The sequence below is a fragment of the Paenibacillus sp. GCM10012306 genome, assembly GCF_042649265.1.
Classification (GTDB): domain Bacteria; phylum Bacillota; class Bacilli; order Paenibacillales; family Paenibacillaceae; genus Paenibacillus_AQ.
The window spans coordinates 447,692-461,258 of record NZ_JBHRYW010000002.1; the positions used below are offsets into that span (position 1 = coordinate 447,692).

The 13,567-nt window shown below is 42.2% G+C and carries 12 protein-coding genes; 7 read left to right on the plus strand and 5 right to left on the minus strand.

The features are described from left to right. The first annotated feature begins 97 nt into the window (after window positions 1-97). Window positions 98-442 carry a hypothetical protein gene (locus ACFORK_RS05740; RefSeq protein WP_379196561.1) on the plus strand — a complete coding sequence of 115 codons (345 nt, stop codon included), beginning with the start codon at window positions 98-100 and terminating at the stop codon, window positions 440-442. 95 nt (window positions 443-537) lie between these two features. Then, window positions 538-873 (plus strand): low molecular weight protein tyrosine phosphatase family protein, encoded by a 336-nt coding sequence (locus ACFORK_RS05745; protein ID WP_379197126.1) that lies wholly within the window; start codon window positions 538-540, stop codon window positions 871-873. A 65-nt stretch (window positions 874-938) separates the two neighbouring features. Here the strand turns inward: ACFORK_RS05745 and ACFORK_RS05750 are convergent, their stop codons facing one another. Then, on the minus strand, window positions 939-1,130 hold the full coding sequence (locus ACFORK_RS05750) for a hypothetical protein (RefSeq protein WP_379196563.1): 192 nt from the start codon (window positions 1,128-1,130) through the stop codon (window positions 939-941). A gap of 272 nt (window positions 1,131-1,402) precedes the next feature. Here ACFORK_RS05750 and ACFORK_RS05755 point away from each other — a divergent pair, with 272 nt between their 5' ends. Continuing rightward, complete coding sequence (locus tag ACFORK_RS05755; protein ID WP_379196564.1) at window positions 1,403-3,028, plus strand: RNA polymerase sigma factor; 1,626 nt, start codon at window positions 1,403-1,405, stop codon at window positions 3,026-3,028. 1 nt (window position 3,029) lies between these two features. On the opposite strand, the gene ACFORK_RS05760 is transcribed toward ACFORK_RS05755, so the two are convergent. After that, window positions 3,030-3,683, minus strand: a complete 654-nt coding sequence (locus tag ACFORK_RS05760) for a cysteine hydrolase family protein (RefSeq protein ID WP_379196566.1) — start codon at window positions 3,681-3,683, stop codon at window positions 3,030-3,032. 209 nt (window positions 3,684-3,892) lie between these two features. Further along, window positions 3,893-4,492, minus strand: a complete 600-nt coding sequence (locus tag ACFORK_RS05765) for a TetR/AcrR family transcriptional regulator (protein ID WP_379196568.1) — start codon at window positions 4,490-4,492, stop codon at window positions 3,893-3,895. A 300-nt stretch (window positions 4,493-4,792) separates the two neighbouring features. Here ACFORK_RS05765 and ACFORK_RS05770 point away from each other — a divergent pair, with 300 nt between their 5' ends. Then, a complete protein-coding gene (locus ACFORK_RS05770; protein ID WP_379196570.1) occupies window positions 4,793-6,211 on the plus strand; it encodes an MFS transporter in 1,419 nt (472 codons plus the stop codon). A 448-nt stretch (window positions 6,212-6,659) separates the two neighbouring features. After that, a complete protein-coding gene (locus ACFORK_RS05775) occupies window positions 6,660-8,399 on the plus strand; it encodes an ABC-F family ATP-binding cassette domain-containing protein (RefSeq protein ID WP_379196572.1) in 1,740 nt (579 codons plus the stop codon). Between the two features lie 132 nt (window positions 8,400-8,531). Here ACFORK_RS05775 and ACFORK_RS05780 read toward each other — a convergent pair whose 3' ends face one another. Both ACFORK_RS05780 and ACFORK_RS05785 read right to left on the minus strand, forming a co-directional pair. Next, complete coding sequence (locus tag ACFORK_RS05780) at window positions 8,532-9,236, minus strand: DUF6199 family natural product biosynthesis protein (protein WP_379196574.1); 705 nt, start codon at window positions 9,234-9,236, stop codon at window positions 8,532-8,534. A gap of 468 nt (window positions 9,237-9,704) precedes the next feature. After that, window positions 9,705-11,069 carry an amidase gene (locus tag ACFORK_RS05785; protein WP_379196576.1) on the minus strand — a complete coding sequence of 455 codons (1,365 nt, stop codon included), beginning with the start codon at window positions 11,067-11,069 and terminating at the stop codon, window positions 9,705-9,707. Window positions 11,070-11,608: 539 nt separating this feature from the next. On the opposite strand from ACFORK_RS05785, the gene ACFORK_RS05790 reads away from it, so the two are divergent. Together ACFORK_RS05790 and ACFORK_RS05795 are read left to right on the plus strand one after the other, a co-directional pair. Next, the gene (locus tag ACFORK_RS05790) at window positions 11,609-12,685 is read left to right on the plus strand and encodes a dienelactone hydrolase family protein (RefSeq protein ID WP_379196578.1); all 1,077 of its coding nucleotides are present in this window, start codon (window positions 11,609-11,611) and stop codon (window positions 12,683-12,685) included. After that, window positions 12,682-13,557: an AraC family transcriptional regulator gene (locus ACFORK_RS05795; protein WP_379196580.1), complete on the plus strand. Its 876-nt coding sequence runs from the start codon at window positions 12,682-12,684 to the stop codon at window positions 13,555-13,557. The genes ACFORK_RS05790 and ACFORK_RS05795 overlap by 4 nt, the downstream gene beginning before the upstream one ends. Window positions 13,558-13,567 lie beyond the last annotated feature (10 nt).

The window sequence follows — 13,567 nt, forward strand, 5'->3', positions numbered from 1 at the left end:
TGTGATATGATGGAAATGAATTGAAATTAGCAAATGTAGCTGGGTCTGAGTCGGAGATTATCTAAAGGAAGGGAGATGGGGAATTTTGAGCCTAACAATGAAGGGGTTTGTAGTAATTATCATTAGCTTGATTGGTTCAATAATTTTACCTGTACTCATTATTCTATTATTTCATGTAATTTTTCCTGACTTTTATACCAAAGGATTTTTAACTGGAATTGGCCATGTAATAATTGGCGGTATAATGATGGTTCTCAATGTAATAATCGGACCGAATCTCATCGTACTTTACTACGAAGATATGATGAAATCTAAAGAGTCTACAGTATCTTTTTATAGGGCGATCCTAATTTTTATTCTTGTCAGTGTGGTTGTTCAAATCACATTAAGTATTCTAATAGAAAATCCTTTCACAGAGCCGACGTCAGGCATGTTTTTGTAAGAATATCTTACAAAACATATCGCGAAATCGAGGGAACAAGAAAATGCCAGATGGATTGTAGTTGTCAGTAAATCACAAAAGGATAGGTGAAAGGTATTAAATTACTCTTTATTTGCAGCCGTAATAAGTGGCGCAGCTTAACAGCTGAGAAGATTTTCGAGGCTATGAACGGTTATGAGGTTCGATCTGCTGGAACAGAAGAAGGTGCACGAGTTAAGGTTACGGAAGGTCACATTGGGTGGTCTGATATAATCTTTGTGATGGAAAAGAAGCATAAGAGAAGGCTTCAGGAGAAATTTTCAGACAAATTGAAAAGTAAACAATTAATCTGTCTTGATATACCAGATGAATATCGATTCATGGATGAGGAATTGATAGAGATTTTGAAATCGAGAGTATATGAATACATAGAAGAACCTGACGAGGAGTAGATTTGATTATTTTCCATATGCGAAAAATGAAACTGAGCCCTCACAAATAAGGACTCAGGTCAATTCTAATATCTAATTGTATCCATGATCCATAAAAATAAAAACAACACGCCGACCACTAAAATTGCTGCTAATAATGTATTAGTCAGTTGTCGAAGAACACCTTTCTTAGGTTTTTTTAGTAGTTCTATTTGCGTTTCATCCATTCGTTTCTTTGAATGATCTTCCTCGACAGAATTTAGATTTTTGGGGAACACAACTAAGCACCTCCCAGTTTGAATCACTTTCCATTATTTTTAACATTATTATTATAAGTGTGGGATATTTTATGATTTTTCAAAACATTTTCGATACTATAATTATAGTTAAAGATGAATTTAGTTCACTTCAGTTTGTTATTCCAAACTCATGTTCAAAAGATGTGGGTTTTTCTTTATGTTGTTGGAGTGAAAATAAAATCAAAACTTTCCCAACAAAATCAATTTTGACGGTACTTATATAATGAGTACTCAGAAAGGCAGGTGAGAGGGTGGATTTTACTGAAGCGCTCATTCAAGAATATGCGAAGAGGATACTTGGCTTTGCATATTTAAAAACAAATGATTATCACAACGCCGAAGATTTATCGCAGGATATTATTATCGCGCTCTGTGACAGGACAATTGTAGATAAAGGTATTGAAAACATGGACGCCTACATTTATCGCATTTGTTGTTATTCATGGTCCAAATATTTACGTAAGTCTAAGCCAGTGTGGGATGCATTAAACAACCCAAGTGCTTTTGATTACATGGAGGATGGCGGAAGTATTGAGGAAAGTCTCATACAACAAGAGTTGTCCGAAAAGTTACGGCAGGAGATCATGTATCTCAGCAAAACGAAAAGAGACATTACGATAATGTTTTATTATGAGGACAAAAGCGGTGACGAAATCGCAAGAACTCTCGGTATTTCTGCTTCGACCGTCAGGTGGCATTTAAGCCAAGTCAAAATGGATTTGAAGGAGAGAGTTGAAATGACAGAACAGATTGGGATTTATAACCCTATACGACTGAGTACGGGGCGGAATGGCTGGGGACAACATTATGATCCATGTGGATTGCATACAGATGTGCTTTTGCAAAATATTTGTTGGATTTGCCACGGTAAGGCGCTAACTATGGAAGAAATCGCAAGAACTCTCGGCGTGGCGGCAGTGTATCTTGAAGATAAAATTGATAAGCTGCTCTATATGGATTATTTGAGAGTGGTCGGCAAAAGCAAATATCAGACCAACTTTTTTATAGCTGATGCCAAATATCTACTCTCCGATCGAAGATTTCACCTCGAACATACACTACCCATGGCACAACAGTTTGATCTGGTTATCAAGGAGGCGTTACCAAGAATCAAAGAAATTGATGATTCCTTAGCTGATTTCGATGATGCTTATTTGGTATGGCAGCTCATTCCCATCGTAATATTTCAAACTATTCAGAAAATAGACGTTGATATTATACAGAGTAAGGGTCTTCAACATGCTTCTCCGCGGCGCAAAGACGGAAGCAAGCACTGGGCATGTGCGAGTATTCGTATGAGTGATATTCTTGAAACTACTTCCGATATTTCGGACGAACTTCGTGAATTTTGTATACAAGGAGGGGGGAACGGAGTAAAACTGCCGGTTACAGATTCCATGCACGCTTTGCAGTTTGATTTGGGATTTATGGGAGGACATCGCAATTTTGGCCCAACCGAAATGTCACAATTAAAACGAGTTCATGAGATTATCGTTAATATGGAAGTCCCGAATAACTATGACAAAGAAATTATATCCAGCCTCATTAGTAAAAGCTATGTCTCTAATGCAGACGGACATCTCAAAATTTTAATCCCGTATTTCACCGCAACACAGATGCAAGCCGTTAATGACATATTGCAGCAATGTTCAGATGAAATTTTAAATAAAAAAGAAATTGAAAAGACTTTCAATGATTACATTAGTACAATGGCTAAAGAAATACCTCCATTTGTGAATGATAACGAACGCAATCATCTGCTAACAGGATATAGTCCATTCATATCGGTTTTATGGATTTTATATAAAAATGGATATTTAAGGGAACTTGCTGCGGATGAAAAAGAACGTATCTGTACTGTGGTTTGGGAGAGTTAATTTAACCCATCATGGATGGGGAATTCGGTACTAGTATATTAGGTTGCCCGAATTGTATCCAATCTCCTTTAGTTAAAACGGCCTGGTTCCGGGTTCCCGGACTATTCAACATATGCCAAGATGTATACTGTTCGGCATACGGATTCAACGCTGAAATTCCGTCAACAGGAACAATGACATGATATCCCCGAAAAGCAGCGCTTGTCGCTGTATGAAGGACTGCACCATTAGCGGCATACCCGGTAACAATCACGGTTTTTATGCCGTGCTCTTTTAAGATTTGATCGAGATCGGTTTCATAAAATTTATCAACGTTTGATTTCACAACGGGTTCATTAGGCAAGGGAGATAGCTGAGGAACAATATCAGAGACATTTCCATTATGTGTGAGGCTATAGATAACTAACATGCCGTGTTCACGGCTTTTCGTCAGTAGCGGTTTGATAGTTGAGATGGATGCAATACAGCGGGGATTATTGCATATCGTCGCTTCCATATCTAAAACGAGCAATGCACTTGTTTTTGGGTCGACTGTAACGAATTGCAGCTTAGGCGGAGGCGGAGCAACGACATAATTCCATTCATCAATGATCGTTGGGTTATTTCTTGTTGCATAGTCCATCAAACGAACACAGTAAGGACAATAATAAATCATCTACATCCACCTCTAGGCATTTTAGATGTTACCTAATTTATGCTGTCGAATTGAAAAGGTGAGAATTCTTTTGACACATGTCCAAATGGACATAATAAAGCTTTAAAGCATATATTTCGCTGATAAAATCCTTAAAAAAAGTTGACCTCGCCATCTGCGAAGTCAACTTTTTCTTTTTGCAAACTCTCTGCTCATCCTCACAGCCTCTATCAAGACAACGACCGATTAAACTTATACACGAAGTGCTGAATGACCGGTTCAATCAACGAATCATCCACGATATCGAGCTTCTCTGCTTTGAATAGCTGTATTTTTTTGAGGTTGTAGTAATCGTACAGCACCTGTTCGATGGAGATTTGGTTTTGCAGCAGATATTTCATATTGATGATTTCCCGCAGCAGCAGATCATCCTGAAGCAGGATCAGACGCTCGTTGATGGGATTGAAGATACCTTTTTCTTTTCCTTCGCGATAGAAGATGAGGGCTTGTTGTTCCCGTCTGCTCAGAACCGCTCTCAATTGATCGTATAGCTCCGGGTAGATCGTCTGAAGCTCCTTGAGGAAGATGTCGGTGACTTTACCGACGAGTGATACGGTCTGGTCGAACAGCTTTTGGAACCAGATCCCAAACGAACGCTCATCATCCTCGGGGTTGCGATCTGCGAGTCTTTCGATATAATCGACAAAAACTTGCACGACACCCGCTATAACTTCCTCTTTGGATGAAAAATATTTGTACATAGTCGCTCGGCTTACATCCATATGCTTGGCGATGTCATCCATCCGCAAATGCTGGAATCCATCCTTCATCCCGGAATGTATTAGTTTTTTGAGTAGTTTTTCTCTCGGTTCCACTTGTGTACTCATTGTGTTGATGTCAACTCCAATCTCTCAAACCGTGTCACTTTATTATACAGCATTGAATACGAGAAATACACGAAATACATAATAGACAAAATAAATGTTTTTTGTTTACTTTGATTAAAATGCATGTTATTCTAATTCAGCACATCGGTCAATACTTTTGGCCAGCAGCCAACAATTAACCATACTGAACTTATTTATTCAGATGGTTGTCAAAATCAGCTTCAGTTCATTCATCAAGAAAGGATGGTTGTTATCCGACAGTCAAATAATAGACTCATTCTAGCTATCATCATCACTTGTCAGCTTATGGTTGTTCTCGATGCATCCATTATGATCACGGCACTTCCTGAGATTGGCCGCGGACTGCACCTTGCGACAACGAGCTTGACCTGGGTGCAAAATGCTTATGTTCTGGCATTCGGGGGCTTTTTGCTACTCGGAGCGAGAGCGGGGGATCTCGTTGGTCGAAGACGGGTTTTTATAATCGGGACAGCGATTTTTACGGTTGCATCGTTATTTGCCGGGTTAGCTCAATCCGCTGAAATGCTCTTCATCACCCGTGCTCTGCAAGGGATCGGGGCCGCATTGGCCACGCCTTCAGCGCTGGCACTCTTATCTGTCAGTTTTGTGGAGACTAAGGAACGGGTTAAAGCCATTGCCATGTACAGTGCGGTCAACGGAGCTGGCGGAAGCATTGGTTTAGTTGTAGGCGGCATGTTAACGGACTGGGTATCCTGGCGTGTAGGTATGTTCATTAATGTACCGATCGGCATTGTACTGCTTGTGCTGGCACCGAAATTTTTGCCAGAGACGAATAAAAGCACCGGTCGTTTTGATATCATGGGGGCGATTACTTCTGTAGTAGGTCTGACCGCTCTCGTATATGGCTTTGTCCGCGCGGCAGACGACGGATGGGGGAATTCTATAACCATAACTTCATTGCTCATAGGAATTATTTTGCTGGCAGCCTTTGTTTTCATCGAGTCACGGGTCGAACAGCCGATTACACCGCTTCGTCTATTCGCAAGTCGTGAACGGTCTGGCGCATATTTGGGTAGACTATTGTTTGTAGGCGGCAATTTCTCGATGTTTTTTTTCATGTCACAATTCTTGCAGCATGTGCTTGGCTTTACGGCACTCGAGACTGGACTTGCCTTTCTACCTATGACTATGGTTCAGTTCGGAATGATGTATGCCATGCCATGGCTTGTGTCTCGCTACGGAAATGCGAAAGTGCTTATTAGTGGTATTTTTATAGTCATCATTGCGATGATCTTCTTGAGTCAGATTTCAACGGACTTGAAGTTCTTCCCAGGGCTTATGATCCCGATGGTCGTATTGGGGATAGGTGCAGGTATTGTGTTTATTCCATTTACCACCTTTGGACTGTCTGATGTTGATCCGCGTGATGCGGGGGCGGCATCAGGGCTGGTCAATGTGGCACACCAAACGGGTGGATCGCTTGGATTGGCTGTCCTTACGGCGGTTTTTGGATCGTTCGTTCGAACTGGAACGCCAACTGACGCGGAATTTACAGCAGGTGTCTCTACAGCGATTATTGGTTCGATTGTATTTATTTCGGCATCATTTATCGTTGTGCTTCTACTGTTGCGTCCGGGTAGCAAGAAAGCTACTAAACAGCAAGCCCAGGATGCGGCGTAATCGTGTAAAATTGTTCGTTATTCCTACGGTTGAAAATTGAATAAGGATGTTTTGTCTAGAGTATTTGATCACATTTGGTAGGGTTGGGTTCGCATACGTACTCTAATACGTCACCTCAGCTTGGAAAAACAATAAAAAAGGCTGTCACTTGAGCAGAAGTTTCTGCAAAGAGGACAGCCTTTTTTGCCGAGTATAATCAATCTGCGAAGCGTCGATTATTAACGATAATGAGAGGTGTCACCAACCACTCTTGCAATTAATTCACTATAGCGCTCCCCCTGACCAGTGGATTCATATAGTAGTATTTTTCGCTTTTACGAACAACTTTACTTTGAAATGATTGAAGTTGGCTATAATCAGTGTTACTCTTACAACGGTAAACTCAACATTATGTTTTGCAATACATCTAATAATACTCACTATTTTAGTTAGAAAGAAAGGTAATACCATGATAAAAGTAGATAACTTATCCTTCTCATTTCCACAAAAAGAACTATACAAAAACATTTCATTCACGTTAGAAGAAGCACAACATTGCGCTTTTATTGGAACAAGTGGCAGTGGGAAGAGCACACTGATCGATATACTGATGGATCCAGAAAGATATTTGTTCGAGGGCAAGTTAGAAATAGACCCGACTTGTAAAATTGGGTTTGTAAGTCAGTTCTCTGAGCTAGACAGATCGAAAGAAACAACTGTTTTTGAATATATCGGAGAAGAATTTATTAAGAAACAAAATGAAATAGAAACCATTTGTACTGAAATGGAAACTTCATCGGATATTGAAGTGCTGTTAGAAAAGTATCAATTAGCTTTAGACGCATTTGAAGCAATAGGTGGGAACGATTTTGAAAGCAACATTAATAAGAAGCTAAATCTTGCAAACCTCATGAACCTAAAAGATGCTAGGGTATCTGACCTGAGTGGTGGAGAATTCAAGCTTATTCAAGTAATGAAGGAAATGCTTAATAGTCCAGACTTAATGATTATGGATGAACCGGATGTATTTTTAGATTTTGAAAACCTAAATGCGCTTAAAAATCTTATTAATGCACACAAAGGCATACTGTTAGTTGTTACGCACAACCGATATCTATTGAATCATTGCTTCAACAAAATTATCCACCTTGAAAACACGGAGATTCAAGAGTTTGATGGGCGATATATTGAGTATAACTTCTCGTTACTTCAGACAAAAATAGAGTTGCAAGAAATCGCAGTCGCTGAAGCTGAAGAAATTGAGAGATATGATAGTATAATCGATAATCTTAGAGCTATCGCAACCTATAATTCAGAAGCATCTAGAGGGAGAGCCTTAAAAGCTAGAGTTAAGTTTCAAGAGAGATTGGAAGCACGTAGAATTAAAGCGCCTTTTGTTGATATTAAGCAACCGAAAATCAGTTTTGGTATTGAAAATGAAATTGAAGACACCATTGTTGTAAATGTCAATAATTATGGTGTTACCTTTGATGAGTTGCTTTTGGAAAATGTTAACTTTGAGATCAAATCTACAGATAAAGTAGCTATTATCGGGGCAAACGGTACTGGGAAAACGACTTTACTTCGAGAAATTTTTAAGAATAATCACGATTCAATTGTAATAAATGCTGATGCTAAAGTGGCTTATTTATCTCAGCTACAAGGCGAAGTGCTAAATGATTCTAATACAATTCTTGAAGAATTTATCGATGCTGGAATTAGTACCTATGACGAGGTTAGATCGTATCTTTCAAATTATGGATTTGAAGGAGAAAGCGTTAATCAGAAGATAGAATCATTATCTGGTGGAGAAAAAAATATACTTCAATTGGCTAAAGTTTCTGCCAGTAAAGCAAACGTATTGCTTCTTGATGAACCGACAAGCCATTTAGACACCTATACACAAATAGCACTGGAGAAGGCCATCGAAGACTATAAAGGTGCGATTCTCATGATTTCTCATGATTTCTATTCTGTTGTAAATGGTATGGATTATGTATTAATCATTGACGATAAGACGATTAGAAAAATGAAAATGAAAAAATTCAAACAGATGATTTATGCTAGTCATTTTGATAAAGACTATTTAGAAACTGAACAAAAGAAAAAATCAGTTGAAATGCAAATAGAATTGGCCTTGAAAGATACTAATTTTGAACATGCAAAAGTATTGGTTGATGAGCTAGAAGAGCTGATTAAGTTGCTTTAAACTACGACTCTGAGTTCAACGATGAAATATGATGTTGGTGGAAAAGTATCAACCAGAAAGACACTGATGAATAAAATCTCAGTGTCTTTTTGCTGCATTGATTTCTTGATGGCTTTTGCCGTGGGCAGTGGTTCAGAAGGCTTGAACGGCGATCCAGAGAGCGCCTATCATGGCGATAATACCGCTAGCTTTGGTCATGAAGTAATAAAAGTCGCTAGGTTCAGGGTCGTTTACCCATATCCAACGAAGCGAGAGTAAGAAAAGGATGTCTTGAAATTTTCGATAGCGAAAGCTGCTCCATCCGTAAATCAACACGGCTAATGCGAGATACAGAAGCGCTGGAGCACCTTGAGTGTCATGATATTCGGGGTACGCTGCTGTTACCAGGGTAGAGGGTGAATATTGCTCTTCGCCGTCCTGAGGTATTCTTTGATTGTTAACGAAAATAGAGACTTCGGAGACGTAATTTCCATGTCCATCGGAGGTCAATAATATTCCGGAAGCATCATGGACTTCGTATTTGTGGCCGTTAGGATATATCACTTTGTAATTCGGACTGGGTGAAGAATCGATTTTCGTAATAAAATACTCCTGATGTTGGATGGTTACCGTACGCTTACCATGATCAAGATTTACTTGTATAGGATCGTTTGTTTTGCTTCGATAGGTGACAACATTATCTTGTTCGCTGTAGAAAGAGTATTTGTAGTTCTCTACATAGAAAATACGCTCTGTAAAGTAAGGTTTGGACAGAATCACTACCATTACGGACAGGGCCAGAACACACGAAAAGAAAATAAAGGTAGGTGTCCGGATTTTTTTGAGCAGCGCTGACATCTGAACGTCATCCTTTCCAGTTTTTCTTTAATACGCCAATTAAGGGGGATGGTTGCGGCACTAGTTGCTACGTGAATACTTGCAGGCTACTTTTCTACTTGAACAGATTGGTAATTCTGATGGACGGAACAAAAATATATATCATGTATATAAGCTGAACTTAAGAATTAGGCAAGCTGACTGGAGGATCACCTGTAAAAATAAGGATATAATCAATCAGCAAGGTGCTATTCTTAAGTTCACTTTATGTAGCAACGAAAAAAGGCTGTCCTCTTTGCAGAAACTTCTGCTCAAGGAACAGCCTATTCTTATTTGTTTGGAAAAAGCTCTATACAGCTGCTGCTACATCCGCCCATTTTGCTACCGTGAATCAATTGTTGCTGTAATCCCGAATAGTAAGTCCCAACCTATTGTTCACCACGTCCCTATCAATCATGCTCAGTATATTTAATACAAATGCTTGTATGTCTATGGCAGCTGCCACAGCTTGGCCGCATCGAGGAGTTGTTCGATATATACACCAGCTGCCAGTACGCTGCGGTCATCACCCTGTCTCCCTGTTAGCTGTAAGCCGATGGGCATACCCTCCTGTGACAAACCGATGGGCAGTGTGAGCGCGGGTAGTCCCCATAAATTGGCTAGCGGCGTGAATTCGCCATTGGCAGGTCTGTTGGCAGTCGTGCTATGAACGGGTCCAGCTGTGACGGGACAGGTAGGTGTAAGGATGACGTCGATGCCCGTAAACAGTTGGTCAATTAAGTGGAATGAGGAATCACGCCAGGATAGACAGTCCTTATACTCTGCCTCTGTGATGGCTTGTCCCACACGCAAGTTGCTTTGCAGCGGCTCGCTATAGCCTTCAGCCCAATCGGACAAATGATTGCTGTGCGTAGAGTAAGCTTCATAATGAAGAATACTCCAAGTCTTTTCTTTGATTTCTAGAATGGGCAAATCGTTAAGAAGCCACTCTACGGTTGCACCCTGACCCTCAAGTGTACGAACGACTTCCAGTACTGCGGCACGGACTTCCGGATCGGTCGTCGATTGCAGATAGGAGAGGGGCACACCGAACCTTGATGGAGCGGTTACAGGCTGCCGCCGTATTCTGTTGTCAGTCTCTTTAGGCGTTATGTTAGGGTTAAGAACCAATTCGTCAAAAAGCAACGAAGCATCTTCACAGGTGCGGGTGATAATGCCGGCATGATCCAGCGAAGGAGCGAGCGGTGTAATCCCTGACAGGCTGAGGCGGTTGGTGGTAGGTTTAAACCCTACGACTCCGCAAAAGCTGGCCGGCACCCGGATCGACCCTGCAGAATCGGTCCCTATAGAGCCGAGCGCGAACCCGGCAGCAACGCCTGCGGCAGAGCCGGAGCTGGATCCGCCAGGCAAGCGGCCAGAATGATAGGGATTAGTGGTTGCTCCATATGCCGGGTGATGCTTGCCATACGCAAATTCATGCAGATGAGATTTGCCAATGATCACGGCGCCAGCCTCAAGGAGTTGCTCTACGATGTGAGCGTGTATGCTTGGCTTGAACGGGGGCGTACGTCCTGAGCCGTTCGTCATCGGGATACCCGCGTACGCAATCATATCTTTGACCGATATAGGGATGCCGTGCAGCGGACCGCGGTCTAATCCGTTCCTCAGCTCCTGCTCGGCCTGCCTAGCTTGAGCACGTGCTTCTTCCTCCATGAGCAGAATAAACGTATGATAGCGCGGCTCATTATTAGCAATACGCTGCAGATGCAAATCTAGCAGGGATAAAGGGGATAGTCGACCGTCCCGCAACGCTTGCCCTGCAGCAGCAATGGTCCATGAAGTATTATCTTTCATTCGGAATCTTCTCCCTCCTGCATTCAAGCATAATGTATTAAAGAGATAAGATGTTGAGCAAAAATTGAATTATATTGCGATCATTGTCGTACGTTGTGTATAGATATAACTATATTGCTACGTTTTAATATCCAACTTTACATCTGGGAGTACCCATACTATGATAGCAGAAAAGTAATGCTAACCCTTGCTGTTACGCACTTTTCATTCTAACTTGTGTGTTGGAATAATGATTCTGAATGCTGTTCAGCGGCTCAACTTTGAGCACAATTAAGTACAATCATTACACAAAAATTATCAATCTATATAAGATGAATATAAGAAAGTAACAAAGAGCGAGAAGGAACGGAGGGGAAGGTTTGGAACTGTAGGAGCGTGAGCGATCGCCTTTGTATCCAGATTTCAACCGCTAAAAGCGGCTTAAAAAGAAGGAATCTGGATACAACAGCGACCGTAAGTCCAAACATTCACCGTAGTGACGAACGAGCCCTTAAGTGAGAATCTTAAGTTTGTCTTATAGATTAGAAAGAGGCGATAGGATGAGAAGCGGCTCCCCAAATGCTTTTATCGATACATTGTATAAAAATAAACTAGAAGAAGCATCCAAATTACCGGATGTTCTCGATGATGCTGAAAGACAACGACGCAGAGAACGACTGGCACAAATTCTTCGTATTCCACCTGCGCGCATTGCTCAGCTAGGCAGCGGAGAGGCTGTGTATGAAGTACCTGAGTCTTTCCACAAGGAGTCGATAGATTGCGGAGACTATGTGCGGGAACGCGTTGAGATTGAAACGAGAGACGGATTGCTAATGCCTGCTTATGTTCTGCTTCCTAAAACCGCAACAGCGGATAATCCTGTACCGGCGGTACTAGCCCTGCACGGACACGGTTATGGCAGCCGCGAGCTGGTCGGCCTCTCGCCGGATGGGCAGGATGAACCGGAAGGTACAGGTATCCACAAGCATTTCGCTCTGTCATTGGTTAAGCGCGGCTTGGCTGTCATCGTGCCCGAATTGCTCGGTTTCGGAGAGAGACGCCTAATTGCGGACAGTCATTTGGACCCCAGGGCTATAGGTAATTCTTCTTGCTATAAGCTGTCTTCTTATTTAATTCATCTGGGAGAAACGCTTGCAGGTGTTCGTACTTTGGAAACGCTAATAGCGGCAGATTATGCGCTGGCCAGACCGGAAATACAAGGAGATAGCATTGGCGTGATGGGGTTATCTGGGGGAGCTTTTGTGGGCTACTTGGCAGGAGCGTTGGATGTAAGGCTCACAGCACTCGTACTAAGCGGGTATCCAAACACCTATGAAGACAGCTCCTTCTTTGTCGGACAAAATTGCTTATGCGATTACATTCCCGGCATCGTCGAGTTGGGGGATATGCCGGACCTGATCGGGCTGATCGCTCCTCGCTCGTTATACCTGGAAGTCGGGAGAAGAGATCATATATTCCCAGTTCAAGGAGCGATTAAAGCGGCAGATATATTGAAACAACAGTATGAAAAGCTGGGGGCGGCGAGCCGCTTCCAGGTGGAGGTCTTTGAAGGCGGGCATGAAATTGGCGGTGCCCATTCCTTTGATTGGCTGCAGCAGGAGATGACCGGCAGATGAGTCGGCTGATTAATCCGGTACCGCAGCTTGTCGAGCAGAACTTCCTTTTCTTTCACCGCCTTGCAACTCGCAAAGGCCATTTGGAAATCGTAAACGCACATCAAGGTCTTGAGATTGTACTTGTGCTGGAAGGGCAGGGCCAGCTTATTCTGGAACAAAAGGTACATTCCGTTGGTCCCGGAACGCTTGTTATCATTCAGCCCTACCAGCTGCACCACTTTAAAATGGAGCCGCCCTATGTGCGTACACCAATTGTATTCGATCCTTATTTGTTCGACCGCTATGCTGCGTTGTTCCCGAGCTTACATGCTTTTTTTCAACGAATATGGAAAGGCAAGCTGGAACGCCAGTTGTTCTCGTTAACGGAGGAGGAGGTTACTGGCTTCGACGTCCTGTCCGGGCAATTCAAGCAGCGGTTAGCGGAAGTGCCGAATTATGAACGTCAAGAGGAACTGCTCCTGTTCCTGATAGATTTCATGCGAACACTGCGCAAAATGTACGAAAGAGCCTCTGAGCACGAGCAGGCCCAGGTCATAGATAAACGTGAGGGCCGTCATATTGAACATATGATGAACTGGATTGAGGAGCATTATCATGAGGAATTTTCATTGGAAAAGCTGGCCGAAAGCCTGCATGTCTCTCCTTTTTATGCATCACATTTGTTCAGCGAGGAAACCGGTTGTACGCTCAGCCAATATATTATTGCCCGCAGGCTTCGTGAGTCCTGCTTGCTGCTGTCAGTGACAGACCGTCCGGTGGTGCAGATCGGGAAGCAGACAGGATTCAATAGCAGTGCGTATTTTTGCAAAACATTCAAGAAAAAGATGGGGTTATCCCCGCAAGCTTTTCGCAAGCGTTCCCGCCAAGTTTAAAGGGAGGCGT